The organism is Hydrogenovibrio crunogenus, assembly GCF_004786015.1.
In the GTDB taxonomy this organism is placed as follows: Bacteria; Pseudomonadota; Gammaproteobacteria; order Thiomicrospirales; family Thiomicrospiraceae; genus Hydrogenovibrio; species Hydrogenovibrio crunogenus.
In genome coordinates this window covers 1367344-1386443 of the sequence record NZ_CP032096.1, presented here as the reverse complement: position 1 = coordinate 1386443, position 19100 = coordinate 1367344, and the positions used below count along the sequence as shown (strand labels likewise).

The following is a 19100-nucleotide window of genomic DNA, read 5'->3' as shown; positions in this document are numbered from 1 at the left end:
AGAACTGAAATGGAAAGAAGATTGAATGAAAATTTTTACTGCTCTTTATGATCGAGCATTACTTTGGGCAAAACACCCTAAAGCCACTAAATATTTAGGAGGGATGAGTTTTGCAGAAGCCTCTTTTTTCCCGATTCCACCTGATGTGATGTTGGCACCGATGAGTCTGGCTCAACCTAATAGGGCTTATTACTTCGCATGGATTGCGACGGTGACTTCCTTGCTAGGAGGGGTATTAGGGTATGCCATCGGTTATTGGCTTTTAGATGCCATTTGGCCTATCATTGAATCATTAAATTATGTAGATAAATATCGAGCAGTTGAGCGTTTTTTTGCGGATTATGGTGTTTGGATTGTATTTTTAGCTGGCTTTAGCCCAATCCCTTATAAATTGTTTACAATTTCTGCTGGCGCGACAAGTATGTCGATTTTGCCTTTTTTGCTGGCGTCTTTTGTAGGAAGAGGCGCTCGGTTTTTTTTAGTGGCGGCATTGATGAAAATCGGTGGAGAACGCTACGAATCAAAGATTCGCCACTCAGTGGATTGGATTGGCTATGGCACGATTGCTTTAATTGTCTTTTATTTGGTGGTAAAACAGCTGTAATGGTTAAAAAGTGTAACGCATGATACAAAAATTGATCGCTGTCTTTTTATTGATTGAACTTTCCTTGATTTTAACGGGTTGTGCGCCTGCAAAATACCGTGGCTGGGATGATGGTGATATGTATTTTGAAAAAAGCAGTCGTTCTTATTCTTCTTCATCAAGTTCGAGTGGTCATTGCACTAATCCTTATGTTGTACGAAGTGGTGATACGCTCAGTGTGATAGCACAACGCTGTGGTGTTAATATGTACCAACTGGCGGATCGTAATAACCTCGTGCCTCCTTATCGGTTGTTTGTTAAACAAGAGTTAGTTATTCCATCTGGTAACACCCGTTCAACGCAGGCAATGCCTACCTCAAAAGGTCAAAAGACGGCGTTTTCCTGGCCTGTGAAAACCAAACTGAAATATGAATATGTCCCTGATCGTGCAGGTATTAATGGGTTGGTGATTTATGGCAAGCCTGGTGAAAATGTTTATGCTGTTGAAGCGGGGCATGTAGTTTACGCCGGAAATGGTATTGCCCATTACGGTAATATGGTTATTATTAAGCATGATAATGAGTATTTAACCGTCTATGCACACAACCAGACCTTGAGAGTGCGGGAAGGTATGCGAGTCGAAAAACGGCAATTAGTCGCGACGCTTGGAAAAACAGGTAGCGTTACCAAACCTCAGTTATATTTAGAAGCCCGTTATAGAGGGCGTAAGGTAGATGTGGAAAAGCTATTTTCGCAATAGTTTCCATTCGTTGAATCGGTGTTAACCTTCGGGTGAAGTGCTTTCCGATAAAATTAATGCCAGTACGACTTCTCGATCTTCAGTTGTTAAAACATTATACGTCCGGCAAGCAGCTGCATTGTCCATGACTTCAAGCCCAATTCCTTTTTGAGCACAATAAGCAAAGAACTTTGGTGCTGGAAAGGTTTGATGTTCACCTGTTCCCAAAATAATCACTTCAGGTGTCAACTCCAAAAGTTGATCCAGGTGAGATTCTGTTAGCTCTGAAATATGTTGGCAAGGCCAGTCCGTTTTTAATTCGATTTGACTTAGAAAACAACTTGAATGAACATCGATATCATTAATTTTAACCAGGCCTGGTTGATATTTTTTCACGGAGAGAATATTGGAATCTCTATGTTCGGTAAATTTCATGTATTCGCTCTTTTTTAACCACGTTTTAGCGTGATTATATCGTACATTTCAATTGACGAAAAAAAATGTTTCTGTATCATTAACAGATTAAAATCTCAACACACTTTCTGCTCTTGGAGCCTTGAACTTCGGCTAAAAATAGTTAGTAAGAAGTTTAATGTCGAGTTTTCGAATGAGTCAATTCAATCTGCTTGAAATACACGTGTTTTTATCGATTAAAAAGCAGTTTGAAAATTTTTATTCAAAAGCAGGTTAATTGCATCAGAAACTCTGATCTAAGCTCCGTAACAGAACAATTTAAAGGTTATAAATAAGTGACTGGCGACTTTCAAAGAATTAAACGGCTCCCACCTTATGTGTTTAATATTGTAGGTGATTTAAAAGCAGAAGCCCGACGTCGGGGCGAAGATATCATCGATTTTGGTATGGGGAATCCAGATCAAGATACTCCAAAACATATTGTCGACAAGTTAATTGAAGTGGTACAGCGTGAAGGTACGCATCGTTATTCAGTCTCTCAAGGGATTCCACGTTTACGAAAAGCAATTTGTAACTGGTATAAAAACAGATACGATGTCGATTTGGATATGGACACTGAAGCGGTGGTTACCATCGGTTCGAAAGAAGGCTTGGCTCATTTAGCACTGGCCACTGTTGAGAAGGGCGATACGGTATTAGTTCCTAATCCTGCATATCCGATTCATCCTTATGGATTCGTTATTGCCGGTGCTGATATTCGCCATGTCCGTATGACGCCCGATGTGGACTTTTTTGATGAACTGGAGAAAGCGATTAAAGAATCATGGCCAACGCCTAAAATGTTGGTTTTAAACTTTCCTGGTAACCCGACTACCCAAACGGTCGATTTAGAGTTTTTTGAAAAAGTCATTGCAATTGCCAAAGAACACGACATCTGGGTTATTCATGATCTAGCATATGCTGACATCGTGTTTGATGGGTATAAAGCCCCATCTATTTTAGAGGTGGAAGGAGCAAAAGACATTGCCGTTGAATTCTATACCTTGTCAAAAAGTTATAACATGCCGGGTTGGCGTGTTGGTTTTATGGTTGGAAACCCTACTTTAGTTCACGCACTCAAACGAATGAAGTCATATTTGGACTATGGAACTTTTACGCCGATTCAAGTGGCTGCGATAGCCGCATTGGAAGGGCCGCAAGAGTGTGTGCAGGAAATTTGTGACATGTATAAAGTGCGCCGAGATGTGCTATGCCAAGGACTGAATAGTATAGGTTGGGAAGTGGAACCGCCTAAGGCAACGATGTTTGTTTGGGCACCAATTCCTGAAGCATATCGTGAAATGGGATCGCTGGAATTCTCAAAAAAATTATTAACAGAAGCCAAAGTAGCCGTTTCTCCTGGTATTGGATTTGGAGATTACGGGGATGACTATGTCCGCTTTGGTTTGATTGAAAATGAACACAGAACTCGTCAGGCTATTCGTGGTATTCGCGATATGTTTCGTAAAGATGGTTTGATTGGTTAAACGTTGGAGTTGTAGTGAAGCAGATTAAGTTAGGATTATTAGGATTTGGAACCGTTGGCGGTGGCACTGCCAATATTTTAAACAACACTCTCCCAGAAATTGAAAGAAGATTGGGAGGGGAGGCGACCATTGAAATCGTCCAGGTGGCTGTACGAGATCTAGCTCGTCAACGTGCTGTGGATACTGATGGTATGCAGATGACCGTCCGTCCGATGGATGTCGTCAATAATCCTGACGTCGATATTGTGGTTGAGCTGATGGGGGGAACAACCCTGGCAAAAGACTGCATTGAAACGGCTATTCGAAACGGAAAACATGTCGTTACCGCGAATAAAGCACTCATTGCCGAGCATGGTAATGAGCTTTTTAAGCTGGCGAAGCAACATCAAGTCATGATTGCGTATGAAGCGGCAGTGGCTGGTGGCATTCCAATTATTAAAGCCCTTAGAGAAGGGTTATCTGCCAATAAAATTGAATGGGTTGCGGGCATTATAAATGGGACAGGAAATTATATTCTGACCGAAATGAAACAGCCCGAAGCCGATTTTGCAGAAGTCTTGAAAACCGCACAAGAGCTTGGATATGCTGAAGCCGATCCTACTTTTGATGTAGAAGGGATCGATGCGGCGCATAAGTTGACCATTTTGGCATCAATTGCTTTTGGCATTAAACTTCAATTTGATCGTGTCTACACAGAAGGCATAAGCCAGATTACGGCAGAAGATATTCAATTTGCAAATCAGTTAGGGTTTGAAATCAAACACTTAGGGGTGGCTAGCCGATCAGAAAATGGTTATTCACTGAGAGTGCACCCAACTCTGGTGCCGCAATCTGTATTGTTAGCTCAAGTGAATGGGGTGATGAACGCCGTGATGGTGAGTGGGGATCATGTAGGGCCAACGATGTATTATGGTCCGGGCGCAGGGGCTGGGCCAACAGCCAGTGCCGTTGTGGCGGATATTATCGATATTATCCGTGCAGAAGAACAGTCCGATGCTTATCGTGTGCCCGCGCTTGGATTTGCACAAGAGAAATTGGAAGACGCGCCGGTGGTTGAAATCGATGAAATTACAACTGCCTATTATTTGAGATGTTTTGCCAAAGATAATGCAGGGGTGCTGGCAAAGGTCACTTCAATTTTGGCGGAGTTTAAAATTAATATTGAATTGTTACACCAAGAACCATCAAGTCAAAATCCAGATGATGCAACGTTGGTGATGATTACCAATGCGGTTAAAGAAACGGCATTGAATAAAGCGGTTCAGGCCTTAGAAAGCCTGGATGCGATTGATGGTAAAATCATGCGTATTCGTGTGGATTCTTTAGATTAAAGTCGCTTAGTCTTAAATGATAAAGCCGGGTTTACCCGGTTTTTTTAGCGCTTAAAAAAGGAAATATGGATGACACAATCAAAAGGTGTTGGTCAAGCGGTTACGTTCTGGCTTCCAGAACTATTACATCCTATTCAAAGTGATGAAGGTTCCACTTTAATCAAATCCATGTCATTGCCTCACCTACAGACACTTTTAAGTAAAGCGGATGTGTTTTCGGCTAAAAAAGCCACATTTCATCAGCAAGCAAGTTATTTATTCCATCAACCTGAGTGTTTGCCAGTGGCCTCAACCATGGCCGCTACCCAGATAACCGATTATGATTCCACTGCGTTCTGGTTGCGGGTCGAACCATTGCAAATGGTGGCGGATCGAGATACGCTGGTATTGATTCCTCCACAAGACCTGGCAATCACAGAAGCCGAATCTAAGGCTTTAATCAGCGCATTTAATGCACATTTTGAATCGGATCGAGTGCAATTGGAATATGGTTCTCCGCAGGATTGGTATTTACGAATTGCGCAACCGATTGATATACAGACGGTGCCGCTAGAACAAGCGGCTTACCAAAGTGTGGACGGGCTTTATCCTCAAGGCAATGCTGGTACCTACTGGCATCAAATGATGAACGAAGTACAAATGTTGTTTTATACCCATCCTGTAAATGAAGCGCGCCGTGAAAAAGGTTGGCCAGAAATCAACAGTATTTGGATTTGGGGAGAAGGGCAGGTCAAAGCCGATCGATTAACCCCGCGTGATAACGCCTGTATTTGGTCGGAGCACCCATACTTACAAGGAATGGCGCAGCTTACGAATGCTTCTGCTTTTGAGGTACCTAAAAACTACCAGGCCTGGGTAGAATCGGCGGATAAAACGCAAACCCAACACCATTTGATTCATCTTGAACCTCCATATCAAACCTTACAGAACAGTAGTAAAGAAGAGTGGCAGTCATTTTTACTTGAGCTGGAAGAACAGTGGTTTTCAGAGTTGTTTAAGGCGTTACGTCAGAAAGAAATTACGTCCTTGTTTATTGATTTAGGCAATCAGAAGCGTTATTACTTGACCCCAAAACATCTCAAGCGATTTTGGCGATTTAAAAAATCATTAACAAAAGTCTGATTTTAGACGCCGATTTACAAGGATTTTCTAACCTAATTTTTGTATAATTTGCCGTTATTTAAAAGCATACTAATTTACTGGAAACAGCATGAACTTTATTGAAACGCGTGGTAATGACGGTCAAAGAGCACCATCGATTACTTTTTCACAAGCTATTTTAAGTCCAATGTCCTCTTTTGGTGGTATTTATTCACCTGAATCATTACCGGTATTTGATGCCGAATTTTTAAACAGTCATGTGGATTCCGGTTATAAAAAATTAGCGAAAGATGTCCTAAGTTTGTTTGAAGTGGATATTGATGAAAAAGTCATTGATGATGCCCTGAGCTTATATGATCAATTCGATGATCCAAGTAATCCTGTACCGGTTGTGAAAGTGTACGATGATTTGTATGTCAGTGAGTTGTATCATGGCCCAACGCGTGCCTTTAAAGATATGGCATTGCAGCCATTTGGTAAAGTGCTGTCTTCCGTAGCGCAATCGAATCAGGAAAAATATCTAATTCTGGCGGCAACCAGTGGGGATACGGGGCCTGCCGCTCTAGAGACCTTTAAAAACCGTGACAACGTTCAGGTGGTTTGTTTGTATCCTGATGGGGGAACCTCTGATGTACAACGTTTGCAAATGGTAACGGAAGATGCGGATAACCTGAAAGTCATCGGGATTCATGGCGATTTTGATGATGCGCAAACGGCATTGAAAACTTTGTTGGTTTCAGATACTTTCCGTGACAAGTTAAAAGAAAATCATATTTCTTTGTCAGCTGCGAACTCAGTCAATTTTGGTCGTATTATTTTTCAAACCATCTATCACATCTACAGTTATTTAGAGCTGGTTCGCGTCAAAGCAATTCAAATGGGTGAGCAAGTTTATTTGAATGTTCCCAGCGGTAACTTCGGAAATGCATTAGGCGGTTATTATGCTTATAAAATGGGATTGCCTGTTAAGCAGATTCATATCGCTTCCAACCAAAATAATGTGCTCACGCATTTTATTAAAACGGGGCAATATGACTTGCGTGATGCGTCGGTCATTCCAACAACGTCTCCTGCGATGGATATTCTAAAGTCATCTAATATTGAACGTATCTTGTTTGATTTGTTTGGTTCTGAAAGAACGAAAGAACTGATGCTGCAGTTGGATACAGATAAGTATTACGCATTGACTGAATCAGAACTGAAAGAAATTCAGTCCATCTTTGCGGCGGATTTCTGTACCGATGAAGAAGGGAAGCAATATATTCGTGAAGCCTTTGCTGAGGGTTATTTAATGTGTCCTCACACAGCAACCTGTTTCAAACCTTATCATACCTGTCGTGAGGATCAATCCATTAAAACAATTGCCTACTCGACGGCTGAATGGACCAAGTTCTCACCAGTGATTGCAGATGCCTTGACGGGACAAAAGTTTGAACATGACCGAGATGCGTTACAAATGATTTCTGAAAAAGCCGATGTAAAGATTCCAAATCAAATTTCGGCGTTGTTTGATAAAGAAATTACTCAGAAAACGGTCATTGATAAAACGGATATTGAACAGGAAATTCTTAACTTTTTGGGTTAATTCAATGTTTTTTCAAATTTGACTCTATTTAAAAATGACCAGGCCTGGTCATTTTTTTTGACTTTTTTACAAAGGATTCATCGCAACAACTTTGAGTTGTAGAGATGTTTTTCCATAAAAAGTATTTAAACTGGGTTGGTAAGCACATTCCACGTTTTCACCGATCGAAAAGCCATCTGGCGCTTCAGCATTGGGTTTGGCATTAAAGAATATCGCTGAGATTATTTGGTGGTCGTCGGAACGCAATTTAAATGATAAGTGCGTTTTTGTTTGTCCGACAGGGCGCAAATCCTGTATTTCAAAAAATCCTGAAAACAAGGGCTTAGGCCATTCTCTTCCATAGGGTTCTAATAAATTCAGCTCTTGAATAAGCGAAGGCGTGAGTTGCCATCCGGCTAATTGACCATCAGTTTCAATGGTCGGTGTTGGAACGGTATGGTTCAGTTGTTCTTGAATCGTTTCTTCAAACAGCGTTGAAAAAATGTCGAACTTTTCAATGGGAATCATACAGCCTGCAGCGCCTTTGTGACCTCCCATGGATTTGAACAAGCCCGCATGGCGTTCCGCCATTGTTTGAAATGCTTCTCGCAAATCAATATTACTCACAATACCGCGCCCGCTTCCTGCCAAGTAGCCATCTTCCAGGTCCGTCATCGCAATGGTCGGTACACCGTATTGTTCTCCAATTCGAGATGCAATAATCCCTTGGATGCCGGCATTGCCGGTCATTCGAATACTTAAAGTAAATTTGTTTTCGTGATACAAGGCTTCAGCCGTTTCACGGGCTTGCTTTAACATACCTTCTTGCTGGCTTCGGCGATCTAGGTTGTCTTGATCCAATTGTGCCAGCAATGGGGTCGCTTGTTCGAGGTTGGGCGCATTTAAGAATTTAAATGCTGTGGTCACATCGCTGACGCGACTTGCAGCATTGATTCGGGTGGCCACCTGAAAACCAAGGTATTCGGCATTAAAGGGTTGCCCTTGATTGTCATTCATTTTCTGCAGAGCTTGCCAGGCAGGGTGCGTAAACTGATTGATGGCAGCCAAACCGGCTTGGACAATGGCACGATTATTCACACTTTTCAGGCTGACGCTGTCTGCCACTGTGCCTAATGCAATATTCTGCGTTAAATCCTTTAAAGAAGGCGTGCTCTCGGGAATGACCTGTCTGCGGATCAATTCCGCGCGCGTTTGTCCCATCACCAGAAAGATAACAAAACACCCCGCAACGGTTTTATCGTAGTTACAGCCCGTTTGCTGTGGGTTGACTGTGCAAGCGGCACTTGCTGGAGCACCTTCTGTCGTCATTTGGTGATGGTCTGTTACGCAGACTTTAATGCCGGCATCGGCCAGCCGCTTAATTCTTGGTTCGTCACTGGACCCCTGATCTGCTGAAATGACCAAATCAATCGTTCCGTCAATCGCTAAAATACGATTCACAACTTCTTCAGTGATTCCATAGCCTTCTTTACGCTCACCGATCATGTGTTCAATGCGTTCAGGTGACACGCCAAAATAATCAATGAGCGCCCGAGTTGCAACCCAGGCGGAAGTAACCCCATCGGTATCGTAATCGGTTGCCAGGACAATTTTACCGTCCGACTCAACGGCATCAGCGATTAGCTCGGCAGCTTGTTTGGCATTTTTTAGCTGTTCTGGGTGTTGTAGGTACTGCAGCTTCGGAAAAACGATTTTTTGCAATTCTTCGAGCATGTTATCATGACTGAAATCCGCTTCGGTTAACCGGTTGGCTACCAGTTTGGCTTGTAATTCTGATAACCCAAGCGAGAGGGCGGCCTGGTATATTTTATCGGATGGTGTTCTTTCGGTAATGAGCGGTTTTTTGGGATATTTAAGCATGGTGAAATTTTAACATGATTCTTTACTTGCATGGCTTTTTAAGCTCGGGAAATAGTTATAAAGGGCAGTGGGTTAAAGCGCATTTCAACGCCCTGGGAACAGAGGTGTTGACCCCGACTTACCCGATTGATTTTCCTGAGCATTCAGTGGCATTCATAGAATCTATTATTCAGGAATCCATTTTACCGCATGTCGAATCGAATCCTGATCAGGCCTGGTGTATTTTTGGCTCTTCAATGGGCGGATTTTATGGTCAATATTTGGCGCAGAAATATCAAGTGCCTTTGGTGATGATTAACCCGGCACTAGACCCTGTACCATTGCTTGAACCATATTCTGGCAGTCATGTGAATGAAGCAACTGGTGAGTCTTTTAAAATTGATTCACCATATTTAAAAGCACTGAAATCATTTTACCGGGCACCGGACACCTCGATTGATAGTTTGGTATTACTAGATGAAAAGGATGAAGTGATTCCTTTCCAAATTGCACAACAGCAGTATCAGAGCATTGGAAAAGTATTGGTTTTCAAAGAAGGGAATCATGCCTTTCAGCATTTGGAACCGGCTTGGCCGGAAATGCGCTCTTTTGTTGCAAAAAACAAGTGTTTATAAGTGCAAAAGGGGTAGGCGGGTTAAGCCATGATATCGATTAGAGTGCCAATCATGTCATCATAAGATTTAAACGATTTGGCAGAGGCTTGCACTTGGGTTTCGTTCTGTTTTAGATCAACCAATGCTTCAGTCTTGTCGGTGTTATTTGGATTTGCTAATTGCTGACTGTTATCAGCCAGCCGGTTAAAGCCATCTTGCATTCCTTGGTAAGCAAAGGCCGCTGCTGAATTTGAAACTTGCATAAAGGTTTTTCCGTTTGTTGTTGTGACTTTAACTTTTAAACTTTATGTTACTGCGGTTTATCTTTATCTGCAACAAAATAAGGGTCTCTGTTGACAGTGTATTTGACAAATACATTGCCTAAGATTTCACTGCCTTCTCGGTCCACTTCAACGGTCATGAGATCATTTTTCCAAATGTAAGCATTATAGTCCGGCATGCCTCCCCAGCCTTTACGAAGTACTTGAGTCGGTTGTCCGATTTGTTTCATAATTTCAAGAGCGACCGCTCGAGTCTGTACTGGGGTTCTGCGATTTTGAAATTCAATCGTTCGATACTCGAATAGCTGGTAAGCAGATGTCACTTTTCCCGCATTATCGTAACGAAACTCAACATAATAGCTGTCTTTAAAGCGTGAAACGGCAAAGAATTTATCAACATTGCGTTGCCTGACCGTGGAGCGTGCTTGCTTAAAGCCGCCAATGTCCCATAGTTGTTGACGTACGGAATCCAAATCACTTTGAGTTAAATCCAACCCCAATAGGGTGACCTTATCAATAGGCTTCGGGCGGTCTTCTGCCGCTGAAACGTTTCCAGGCAGAATGAGCATAAAGCTGATAATGAGAACCGATTTTAAAACAGTCGTTAACATAATGGTTTGAACTTTTAATTGGATATTGTTTATAACGGCAGGTTTAACCAGTTCTTGAGGGCTTCATTGGACAATTCTTCTTTTGGAGTAAGTGTGAATACTTGTTCTGGTCCATAATCTGGCGCTTCATACTGTATTAGTTGACGTTGCATCACGCTGATGTCGGCATCAGACGGGTTGTCATTTGTCTGTATTCGTTGAGCCAGACTGTCTTCAATGATCGATACGTGGTCATGGTGGGGGATGGAAAACACATAAAAGTTGTAATCCTGCTTTTGAGCCAGCTTTTGAAAAGGACGTCGATGAGCTTCCTTTAAAAAAGTGGCGTCGATAATGACACTGTAACCGGATGCTAAGGTGGTTTTCGCCAGCTCCAACAGTGTTTGATAGGTTCGACGATTCATTTCCGGCGAATACAATGATTTTTGTTTTGCCTTAGAAACACGTTGCAGTGGGGAAATCCCAAACAATCGTTTGCGTTCAATGTCTGAGCTGATAATAATCGCATCGAGGTGTTGTAGGATTTGCTGAGCGTAATGACTTTTACCCGATCCAGATACACCTTGCATTAAAATCAGTTTGGGTTCCGGTAGGGCATAAGCGGTGTCTTCGGCCTGTTTCAGATACGTCAATGCCAATGCATAATAATGTTCGGCTTCGAAGCTGTTTTTCTCTAACTGGTGGTATCTTAACGCGGTGATTTTAGCGCGAACCATTGTGCGATAAACTTGGTAGAATGTCAGTAAATTCAACCCATTGTAGTCACCTGTTAAATTAATGTAATAACTTAACAATTGTCGCTTTAGCCCAAGCTGATGACGGTTTTCCAAATCAATCATTAAAAAAGCCAAGTCATTCATTACATCAATCCAGCGAAATTGTTCGTTGAATTCAATGCCATCGAACAAGGTTGGTTTTTCATTTAATAATGTGATGTTATCAAGATGCATATCACCATGACAGGCTCGAATATAACCTTGTTTTTTTCGCTCCAGTAACGCTCTAAAGAGCGTTTTTTGCGTGAAGTGTGTCCAATCGGCCAATTGTCGTAGTCGATACTGTTGCTCTGGATGAGTAAATGTTTTTAATAAGGAAGGAAAATTATCCAACATAGGATGGATGACATTATCAGGATGTCCGAATGCTAGGTCATCAGAGACTTTTTCAGCGCATAAATGAAAATGTGCGATGCTTTCTGTCAATTGTTTTATTTGTGAATGGTTTAATGTGTGGTCTTTCAAATAGCGACCGAGCACAAGGTTTGGATCAAATTGCGTCATTTTAATCACATATTCAACCGGTTCGCCATGCGGGGTAAATTGTAAGTGATCGTTTTTCAGGTACAAAGGGCAGACGTCTAAATATAAGTCAGGCGCTGTTCGACGATTGAGGCTGATTTCAAGTTCGCAAAATCGCTTGCGCTCAGCTAGGTCAGTAAAATCCAGAAAACCAAAATCGACGGGCTTTTTGAGTTTGTAAGCAAATTCACCGGTTAAAAAGATAATGGAAATATGCGTTTCGATCGTGGTAATGACCTCCACGGCATGGGGGTAAAGCTTTGAGCAGGAAAGTTCGTCAAATAAAAAAGATAAATTCACAGATTTTTAGGGTTTGTCTAATATGTTAGACGTTTTGATTAGAGAATAAAAAGCCTGCCATGAAAGCAGGCATCAAGAAGGTTGTGGGAAATTTAGGGGTTAAGCAATCCCTTGTTTTTCACGCATTTCCTGTTTGGTTTTCATTTCAACAGTCAAAGTTGCTGTTGGTCTGGCTTCCATACGTGCTAAGCCGATTTCTTCACCGCTCATTTTGCAATAACCGTAATCACCATCTTCAATGTCTTTTAACGATTTATCGATTTTAGAAATTAGCTTTCTTTCACGATCTCTCGTACGCAATTCCAGTGCAAATTCTTCCTCTTGAGATGCACGGTCACTTGGGTCAGCAGGCGTTGAAGAGTCTGATCTTAGGTGTTGAACCGTGTTGGTTGCTTCCCAAATCAACTGCTTTTTCCATGCCAGTAACTTGTTCTTGAAATGCTCCAGCATTTCAGGACTCATGTACTCCTCACCTGGCTTCATTTCGTATTGAGGATAGTCTTCTATAAAATCACTTGAGCTTTCCATAACCTTCCCTTTTTTTGTTGTTCTTATTAAAAAATCTAACTGCGTTTTATACCAACTTTTAAAAAAAGTGACAACATAATTTTTTTTATATCTAAATGAATTCAATGTTGCAAATTTGTGTAAATACGCTTTAATAGGCGCAGTTTTAAAATTTAAATACTTAAAAAATATAAGGAATATGATAATGGCAGAACTACAAGCTTTGTTGTTTGACGTGGATGGGACTCTTTCCGATACAGAGAGGGATGGACATCGAATTGCGTTTAATATGGCTTTTGAAGAAGCTGGGCTGGACTGGGATTGGTCAGAAAGTCTATATGGAGAATTATTAGCCGTTACAGGTGGTAAAGAACGTATTCGTTTTTATTTAGAAAAATTTAATACCGCTTTTCAAAAGCCGGATGATTACGATCAGTTTGTCAAAGACTTGCATGCGGCTAAAACTAAGTTTTATACGCAGTTAATGGGTGAAGGTAAAATTCCTTTAAGAACAGGCGTTGAACGTCTCATTAATGAAGCGCGGGAAACCGGTATGCGTATGGCAGTGGTAACAACCACTACCCCTGAGAATGTCACTGCATTGTTGACGAATACGTTAGGACCGGATTCAGAATCATGGTTTGAAGTGATTGCAGCGGGAGATATTGTTCCTGCGAAAAAACCAGCTCCGGACATTTATGATTGGGCGTTAGAGCAGATGAATTTGAAGCCAGAACAAGCGATTGCTTTTGAAGATTCCTATAACGGGATTTTGTCGTCTGCTGGAGCGAATCTCCGTACCATCGTCACAATTAATGAATACACCAAAAATGATGATTTTTCACAAGCGGAATTGGTATTGAATCATATGGGGGAGCCTGATGAACCATTTGAGGTATTATCGGGTGACGCCAAAGGTAAAACCTATTTGGATTTAGACTTGGTTAAAATGATTGCCGAAGTTTAAAGTTCAAGTTTTCTAAACTTTCAGAGTTTGGTATAGAAAAGCCCCTTTATTTTGTAGAAGGGCTTTTTTATTTGGAGATTAAACGAGTGACCCCGAAAGCGGCATCAGTGTTGTTGGCCGGTTCAATTTCAGCTGCGAGTTGTTGCGCTCGAAGCGTCATCCAAACTGCATTTTTTAATCCGCCACCTGCGGTAAAAATTCTTTTTACTTTGGGGGTTCCCAGTTCAGAGAGTCGTTCATAAGCCAACACCTCAATTTCTACTAACCCTTCTATAATGGCCTGTAAAAACTCAATATCTGAATCCGGTCTGGGTGTTAATTTGGGTGGAAGCTTTGCATTCGAGATGGGAAAACGCTCTCCTGGTTCTAGCAATGGGTAGTAATGTAAGTGTGTTGGTTTGTCGATGTGGATCTGTGGGAGGAGTTCAATCAACGTGTCTAATGCAAAATATTTTAACAATACTGCACCGCCTGCATTTGAAGCTCCACCAACTAACCATTGTCCCTTTAAGCGGTGACTGTAGATCCCATATTGAGGGGCAAAAACAGGCTGGTCTGATAGAAGTTTGATGGCTAATGTGGATCCTAAAGATGTGACCGCATCGCCTACTTGATTTGCGCCAGAGGCTAGAAAAGCGGCAATGCTATCGGTGGTGCCGGTGTATACCATCAGATTGGGGTTAAATCCATATTGCTGAGTCAGGCCTGGTTGAATTTTAGCCAATTCTGTGCCCGGGGCGACCACATCGGGAAGCGGAATAGAGACAAGTTTTTTGACCCACTCTGGCCAACCTTGGCGCATCGAGTCATAGCCTAACTTAAGGGCATTGTTTTCATCGGTTATGTTTGTCTTTCCGGTCAAAAAATAATTTAAGAAATCAATTTGATGGCAAATGAAATATGCATTTAAGTCCTGTTGACTCTGAGTGGCTTGAAGATGGTTTTCCAGCCACAAGACCTTAGCCAAAGTGCTGGAAGCACCATGAGCCCCACTTTCATTTGGCCCCGCTTTTTTGATGAGGTTCGCTTGTGTTTGTGCCCGTTTATCGTCATACATCAAGGCGGGCGTTTTCGGTGTGCCATTCTGATCGCACAATAAAACAGTGGAGGAGGTCGCATCTAAAACCAGTTTGGTTATCTTGGAAACGTTGTTGAAGCTTTGTAATTGAGAAAATAATTTTTCTAACGTCATTAACCAAATTGCTGGATTTTGTTCACTTTGGTTGCTTGTCCGTTCTGGAAATGGCATGGTGACGGTGGTGCTGAATACAATCTTTTCTTCAGAAAAACCTTTTGATTCAACAACTACCGCACGCATACCAGACGTGCCGACATCAATTCCTAAAATAAATTCAGAATGGTTTGAGGATTTATGCATTCAACGTCTTCCCACGTTATTTAAAAAATATCAGTGAAGACACCAGATTAAAAGGTGTCTTCACTTTTCTTTATGGTGAAATTAAAGTAAAATTTTCTACATTCAGATTGTATTCTATCAACTCAAAAAAAATTAAGGGAAGTGCTGGATGAACGAATTGCAACAAGTATTATTGATATTTGCAATTATTGTCATTGTTGGGCTTTATATTTTACAAAAAGTCAAAGCTCGCAACAGCGATAACACAGCACAAGACGAGACGGAGACGAAAGAAAACACGTCCCGTCAAGATGCTTATAACGCCTTAAAGGAGTTGGGGGAAGCACACATTCCACTTTCCAGTCGAACACAAAATCGTTTACATGTTGAAGACGAGGCAGAGCAGGTTCCAGAGTCCCAGCTAGGCTTGTCGTTCGGTCAAGAGTTTGAGGTAGAAAAGCCTAAGGAAAGTAAGGCGGCAGAAGGCGCTACGGAAGCCGACATAGAGACTCATCGTAAGCCAAAACATGTGGTGTTGGAAGTTGAGGACATGAAGCCAATTGGCTCGGAAGGCGAACCAGCTTCTGCTTCTGACTATGAGCCCAGCTTTGGGATACCTGAAGAAGGTATTCAAAAAGCGGAGTCTGACGCTGATGTTGAGCAAAAAGAGCCTCAAGTTTTTGCCATTATTGTCATGGGAACGGATGATTTTCTGTGGCCGAAAGTCAACCAAACCTTACAAGGGGTTGGGCTGGTACCTTCAGAGACAGGTATTTTTGTTAAAAATGACTCGATGGGAAATGAGATAATCCGTGTAGCCAATTTGATAGAGCCTGGAACTTTCCCGTTAGATCAGCCTACCAACAGTGAGCTTAAAACAGTAGGCGTGGTTTTGATATTGGAATTACCAACTACCGTTAAAGCTCCAGCAGTAATGCATGACATGATTATGATGTCTCGCAAGATTTCGCAGCGTTTGAATGGGCGTCTTTATGATGCAAATCGACACTTATTGAAAGAATCTGACTTGCAAGCCATGCGCGATGCCGCGGTGGCTTATGAATCTTCAGCCATATAAACTTCCATGCAAGATCAAAAAGCCTATCAAAAGCTGGTTGAGTCCTTAAACCAGCACAGTTACCAGTATTATGTGCTGGATGACCCAATCATCAGTGATTCACAATATGATGTCCTCTACCAGCAATTGCTAAAGATAGAGGACGAACATCCTGATTGGATCTTATCGGAATCTCCCAGCCAGCGTGTTGGCGACCAACCTTTAAAAGAGTTTCAAACCGTGCGTCATGCTGTGGCGATGTTTTCTTTAGATAATGCCTTTGAAGATGACGAGTTGAAAAGCTTTTTGAAGCGCATTGAGGAAAAACTCCCCGATCAGAAATCGTTAACCTTTTCTGCTGAACCTAAAATGGACGGGTTGGCAATTAATATCCGTTATGAAAATGGACAGCTGGTCCAAGCTACCACACGTGGTGATGGGCAAGTAGGGGAAGATGTCACGCATAATATCCGTCCGATTCATTCCATACCTTTAAAGCTGTTTGGTGATGACTGGCCGGAAGTGGTGGAAGTGCGTGGCGAGGTGTTCATGTCGAAGTCTGCGTTTCAGCAGTTGAATGAATACCAACAAGAAGTGGGAGGAAAGATTTTTGCCAACCCGCGAAATGCCGCGGCTGGTTCATTACGCCAGTTAGATTCCAAAGTGGCTGCGAAACGTCACCTTAGTTTCTTTTTGTATGGCTGGGGAGAGTTAAGCGAAGACTGGCGATTGCCGCAATATTATTCTGAAATGATCGGACAACTTGTTGAATGGGGCTTGCCGGCCAATCCTCAGACTGAAATCGTCAGTGGGTTGGAAGGAATGTATGCTTATTATGAAAAGATTCAAGCAAAACGTTCCGATTTGCCTTATGAAATTGATGGCATCGTCTACAAGTTGAATGACATTAAACTTCAGCAACAATTAGGATTCACTGCAAGAGCGCCTCGATGGGCCATAGCTAGAAAATTCCCAGCTGAAGAAGTCTGGACGACATTAGTGGATATTGAGGTTCAGGTCGGGAGAACAGGTGCAATAACACCTGTTGCACGGTTGCAACCCGTCTCTGTCGGCGGCGTGATTGTGTCCAATGCAACACTCCACAATATGGATGAAATAAAGCGAAAGGATGTCCGTATTGGCGATACCGTTATTGTCCGTCGGGCAGGGGATGTTATTCCAGAAGTGGTCGGACCTGTTCTAGCTCAGCGCCCAGAAAACACAGAATTGTTTGAAATGCCTCAGCACTGTCCTGAATGCGGCTCAGATGTGGTTAAAGAGTTGGATAAAGCGGTTTTCCGTTGTACAGGTGGGTTAGTTTGTCCTGCGCAGCGTAAGCGAGCTCTGCATCATTTTGTATCAAGAAAAGCGATGGACATTCAAGGACTGGGCGATAAGTTGATCGATCAGTTGGTTGATAAAGGATGGGTAAAGCACCCCGATGATTTTTATCATTTAACGGTTGAGAGACTGGCAACCTTAGAACGCATGGCTGAGAAATCTGCACAAAATGTGGTTGACGGTATCCAGGCTTCTTTGGAAACCACTCTGGCGAAATTTATATACAGTTTGGGAATCCCTGAAGTTGGGGAAGTGACTGCTAAAAATTTAGCAAATCATTTCAAAAACTTGGATGCGATTAAACAAGCAGAATTTGAAGAGTTAATCATGCTTAATGATGTGGGGGAAGTGGTAGCGGAACACATTGTGAACTTTTTTAAAGAGCCGCATAATGAATCGGTTATAAAAGGGTTGCTTGATGCGGGAATGCACTGGCCAACACCTGAAACGACTCCAATCGTGGAAGATTCCCCTTTTGCCAATAAAGTAATTGTTTTGACAGGTACCTTGTCGGAAATGAGTCGGCCAGAAGCCAAAGTGTTGCTTGAAGCGCAAGGCGCTAAAATCACAGGGAGTGTGTCCGCCAAAACCGATTATGTCATTGCTGGTGAAAAAGCAGGCTCAAAATTGACCAAAGCAGAGTCTTTGGGTGTGGCTGTTTTGACTGAATCAGAATGGCTTGCAATGATGCCACAACAAGATTAAAGTTAAAACGCTTAAACCGTCTTATCTTTGATCGCTTATAAATATAAATAACCCCAATAATGGAACCGATATGGTCAGACCTCGTAACGTAAACAGAACCAAACAAAAAAAAGAAACACCTGATTGGGAACAAGAAGAGTTTGAAAGCCGAACGGATATCAAAAAAGCTGCCCAGGCGGTTACCGATTTAGGTGAGCAGTTATCGGAGTATTCCCCTTCAACTTTAAAGACGTTTAACTTGCCGGATGATTTGCTTAAAGCTATCTTGTTACTGAAAGAAATGAGAAACGGACCGGCTATTAAGCGCCAAAAATTGTATATCGGTAAGTACTTAAGAAAAAATGAAGATTTAATCACTCAAATTAAACAGCGTTTATTTGAAATAGAGCAAAAATCCAAACAACAAGCGGCGCATTTCCATCGTTTGGAGAAATGGCGTGATCGTCTGGTCTCCGAAGGAGATGAAGCGTTGAATGAATTCATGCAGTTGTATACCCATGCGGATCGTACGCAACTGCGCCAATGGATTCGAAATGCTCAAAAAGAATCGGAACAAAATAAACCGCCGAAATCTTACCGAGCGATTTTCCAATATCTAAAAGGTCTTGAGTGGTAAGCACCACTCGAGAGGCGCGTTAACCTTCAGGTCTTGTGGATTGCGCGCGAATCGTTTTCAGTGTCGTGGCTTTATAAACAAACGTGCCGAAAGGGATGAATGAGGCAAGAAAACCCTTAAAGGCCTGAATTTCTGTTAAACCCCCTTTTAAGGCATAACCAAACAACACAGCATTAAAGGCAAGAAAGAGTATTCCGTGTGCTTGTCCAACCCAACGTACCGCTTCCGGATAACCGAATTGATACTTTAATGGCATGGCAATAAACAGCAAAGCCAGTAGAGAAGTTCCTTCCAATATCGCCATCCATCTTACCAGTGTCATCCTGTT

The 19100-nt window shown here is 42.1% G+C and carries 19 protein-coding genes; 11 read left to right on the top strand and 8 right to left on the bottom strand.

What is annotated here, in order from left to right:
- Positions 1 to 25: 25 nt before the first annotated feature.
- Both GHNINEIG_RS06635 and GHNINEIG_RS06630 read left to right on the top strand, forming a co-directional pair.
- Positions 26 to 604, top strand: coding sequence for a YqaA family protein (locus GHNINEIG_RS06635; protein WP_135795917.1), 579 nt, complete (start codon positions 26 to 28; stop codon positions 602 to 604).
- A 19-nt stretch (positions 605 to 623) separates the two neighbouring features.
- Positions 624 to 1343, top strand: coding sequence for a LysM peptidoglycan-binding domain-containing M23 family metallopeptidase (locus GHNINEIG_RS06630; RefSeq protein ID WP_135795916.1), 720 nt, complete (start codon positions 624 to 626; stop codon positions 1341 to 1343).
- A 21-nt stretch (positions 1344 to 1364) separates the two neighbouring features.
- Here the strand turns inward: GHNINEIG_RS06630 and GHNINEIG_RS06625 are convergent, their stop codons facing one another.
- On the bottom strand, positions 1365 to 1757 hold the full coding sequence (locus GHNINEIG_RS06625; protein WP_135795915.1) for an Mth938-like domain-containing protein: 393 nt from the start codon (positions 1755 to 1757) through the stop codon (positions 1365 to 1367).
- Between the two features lie 314 nt (positions 1758 to 2071).
- Here GHNINEIG_RS06625 and alaC point away from each other — a divergent pair, with 314 nt between their 5' ends.
- From alaC to thrC, 4 genes are all read left to right on the top strand, one after another.
- Positions 2072 to 3262, top strand: a complete 1191-nt coding sequence (gene alaC / locus GHNINEIG_RS06620) for an alanine transaminase (RefSeq protein WP_135795914.1) — start codon at positions 2072 to 2074, stop codon at positions 3260 to 3262.
- A 14-nt stretch (positions 3263 to 3276) separates the two neighbouring features.
- Positions 3277 to 4593: a homoserine dehydrogenase gene (locus tag GHNINEIG_RS06615; RefSeq protein WP_135795913.1), complete on the top strand. Its 1317-nt coding sequence runs from the start codon at positions 3277 to 3279 to the stop codon at positions 4591 to 4593.
- Between the two features lie 69 nt (positions 4594 to 4662).
- Complete coding sequence (locus GHNINEIG_RS06610; RefSeq protein ID WP_135795912.1) at positions 4663 to 5715, top strand: hypothetical protein; 1053 nt, start codon at positions 4663 to 4665, stop codon at positions 5713 to 5715.
- Between the two features lie 88 nt (positions 5716 to 5803).
- The gene (gene thrC / locus GHNINEIG_RS06605) at positions 5804 to 7279 is read left to right on the top strand and encodes a threonine synthase (RefSeq protein WP_135795911.1); all 1476 of its coding nucleotides are present in this window, start codon (positions 5804 to 5806) and stop codon (positions 7277 to 7279) included.
- A gap of 66 nt (positions 7280 to 7345) precedes the next feature.
- On the opposite strand, the gene GHNINEIG_RS06600 is transcribed toward thrC, so the two are convergent.
- Complete coding sequence (locus GHNINEIG_RS06600) at positions 7346 to 9139, bottom strand: single-stranded-DNA-specific exonuclease RecJ (protein ID WP_135795910.1); 1794 nt, start codon at positions 9137 to 9139, stop codon at positions 7346 to 7348.
- A gap of 14 nt (positions 9140 to 9153) precedes the next feature.
- On the opposite strand from GHNINEIG_RS06600, the gene GHNINEIG_RS06595 reads away from it, so the two are divergent.
- Positions 9154 to 9753, top strand: coding sequence for a YqiA/YcfP family alpha/beta fold hydrolase (locus GHNINEIG_RS06595; RefSeq protein WP_135795909.1), 600 nt, complete (start codon positions 9154 to 9156; stop codon positions 9751 to 9753).
- Between the two features lie 20 nt (positions 9754 to 9773).
- Here GHNINEIG_RS06595 and GHNINEIG_RS06590 read toward each other — a convergent pair whose 3' ends face one another.
- The 4 genes from GHNINEIG_RS06590 to dksA form a co-directional block, all read right to left on the bottom strand.
- A complete protein-coding gene (locus GHNINEIG_RS06590) occupies positions 9774 to 9995 on the bottom strand; it encodes a hypothetical protein (RefSeq protein ID WP_135795908.1) in 222 nt (73 codons plus the stop codon).
- 47 nt (positions 9996 to 10042) lie between these two features.
- Positions 10043 to 10624: a hypothetical protein gene (locus tag GHNINEIG_RS06585; RefSeq protein WP_135795907.1), complete on the bottom strand. Its 582-nt coding sequence runs from the start codon at positions 10622 to 10624 to the stop codon at positions 10043 to 10045.
- Positions 10625 to 10653: 29 nt separating this feature from the next.
- Positions 10654 to 12222: a bifunctional aminoglycoside phosphotransferase/ATP-binding protein gene (locus GHNINEIG_RS06580; protein ID WP_135795906.1), complete on the bottom strand. Its 1569-nt coding sequence runs from the start codon at positions 12220 to 12222 to the stop codon at positions 10654 to 10656.
- Between the two features lie 99 nt (positions 12223 to 12321).
- Positions 12322 to 12750: an RNA polymerase-binding protein DksA gene (dksA, locus tag GHNINEIG_RS06575; protein ID WP_135795905.1), complete on the bottom strand. Its 429-nt coding sequence runs from the start codon at positions 12748 to 12750 to the stop codon at positions 12322 to 12324.
- 184 nt (positions 12751 to 12934) lie between these two features.
- Here dksA and GHNINEIG_RS06570 point away from each other — a divergent pair, with 184 nt between their 5' ends.
- Positions 12935 to 13696 (top strand): HAD family hydrolase, encoded by a 762-nt coding sequence (locus GHNINEIG_RS06570; RefSeq protein ID WP_135795904.1) that lies wholly within the window; start codon positions 12935 to 12937, stop codon positions 13694 to 13696.
- A gap of 67 nt (positions 13697 to 13763) precedes the next feature.
- On the opposite strand, the gene GHNINEIG_RS06565 is transcribed toward GHNINEIG_RS06570, so the two are convergent.
- Positions 13764 to 15074, bottom strand: a complete 1311-nt coding sequence (locus tag GHNINEIG_RS06565; protein WP_135795903.1) for an FGGY-family carbohydrate kinase — start codon at positions 15072 to 15074, stop codon at positions 13764 to 13766.
- A gap of 148 nt (positions 15075 to 15222) precedes the next feature.
- Here GHNINEIG_RS06565 and GHNINEIG_RS06560 point away from each other — a divergent pair, with 148 nt between their 5' ends.
- The 3 genes from GHNINEIG_RS06560 to yjgA all read left to right on the top strand — a co-directional run bounded on the left by GHNINEIG_RS06560 (position 15223) and on the right by yjgA (position 18772).
- Complete coding sequence (locus tag GHNINEIG_RS06560) at positions 15223 to 16131, top strand: cell division protein ZipA (RefSeq protein WP_135795902.1); 909 nt, start codon at positions 15223 to 15225, stop codon at positions 16129 to 16131.
- A gap of 6 nt (positions 16132 to 16137) precedes the next feature.
- Positions 16138 to 18156 carry an NAD-dependent DNA ligase LigA gene (ligA, locus tag GHNINEIG_RS06555; protein WP_135795901.1) on the top strand — a complete coding sequence of 673 codons (2019 nt, stop codon included), beginning with the start codon at positions 16138 to 16140 and terminating at the stop codon, positions 18154 to 18156.
- A gap of 70 nt (positions 18157 to 18226) precedes the next feature.
- A complete protein-coding gene (gene yjgA / locus GHNINEIG_RS06550) occupies positions 18227 to 18772 on the top strand; it encodes a ribosome biogenesis factor YjgA (RefSeq protein ID WP_135795900.1) in 546 nt (181 codons plus the stop codon).
- Between the two features lie 19 nt (positions 18773 to 18791).
- Here the strand turns inward: yjgA and GHNINEIG_RS06545 are convergent, their stop codons facing one another.
- Entirely contained in the window at positions 18792 to 19094 is a 303-nt protein-coding gene (locus tag GHNINEIG_RS06545) for a DUF3817 domain-containing protein (protein WP_135795899.1), read from the bottom strand.
- Positions 19095 to 19100 lie beyond the last annotated feature (6 nt).

Excerpts from the sequence above, each read along its gene's own strand:
- GHNINEIG_RS06635 (WP_135795917.1), top strand. The coding sequence starts at position 26 with ATGAAAATTTTTACTGCTCTTTATGATCGAGCATTACTTTGGGCAAAA.
- GHNINEIG_RS06630 (WP_135795916.1), top strand. The coding sequence starts at position 624 with ATGATACAAAAATTGATCGCTGTCTTTTTATTGATTGAACTTTCCTTG.
- GHNINEIG_RS06625 (WP_135795915.1), bottom strand. The coding sequence starts at position 1,757 with ATGAAATTTACCGAACATAGAGATTCCAATATTCTCTCCGTGAAAAAA.
- GHNINEIG_RS06610 (WP_135795912.1), top strand. The coding sequence starts at position 4,663 with ATGACACAATCAAAAGGTGTTGGTCAAGCGGTTACGTTCTGGCTTCCA.
- thrC (WP_135795911.1), top strand. The coding sequence starts at position 5,804 with ATGAACTTTATTGAAACGCGTGGTAATGACGGTCAAAGAGCACCATCG.
- GHNINEIG_RS06600 (WP_135795910.1), bottom strand. The coding sequence starts at position 9,139 with ATGCTTAAATATCCCAAAAAACCGCTCATTACCGAAAGAACACCATCC.
- GHNINEIG_RS06595 (WP_135795909.1), top strand. The coding sequence starts at position 9,154 with ATGATTCTTTACTTGCATGGCTTTTTAAGCTCGGGAAATAGTTATAAA.
- GHNINEIG_RS06590 (WP_135795908.1), bottom strand. The coding sequence starts at position 9,995 with ATGCAAGTTTCAAATTCAGCAGCGGCCTTTGCTTACCAAGGAATGCAA.
- GHNINEIG_RS06585 (WP_135795907.1), bottom strand. The coding sequence starts at position 10,624 with ATGTTAACGACTGTTTTAAAATCGGTTCTCATTATCAGCTTTATGCTC.
- dksA (WP_135795905.1), bottom strand. The coding sequence starts at position 12,750 with ATGGAAAGCTCAAGTGATTTTATAGAAGACTATCCTCAATACGAAATG.
- GHNINEIG_RS06570 (WP_135795904.1), top strand. The coding sequence starts at position 12,935 with ATGGCAGAACTACAAGCTTTGTTGTTTGACGTGGATGGGACTCTTTCC.
- GHNINEIG_RS06565 (WP_135795903.1), bottom strand. The coding sequence starts at position 15,074 with ATGCATAAATCCTCAAACCATTCTGAATTTATTTTAGGAATTGATGTC.
- GHNINEIG_RS06560 (WP_135795902.1), top strand. The coding sequence starts at position 15,223 with ATGAACGAATTGCAACAAGTATTATTGATATTTGCAATTATTGTCATT.
- ligA (WP_135795901.1), top strand. The coding sequence starts at position 16,138 with ATGCAAGATCAAAAAGCCTATCAAAAGCTGGTTGAGTCCTTAAACCAG.
- yjgA (WP_135795900.1), top strand. The coding sequence starts at position 18,227 with ATGGTCAGACCTCGTAACGTAAACAGAACCAAACAAAAAAAAGAAACA.
- GHNINEIG_RS06545 (WP_135795899.1), bottom strand. The coding sequence starts at position 19,094 with ATGACACTGGTAAGATGGATGGCGATATTGGAAGGAACTTCTCTACTG.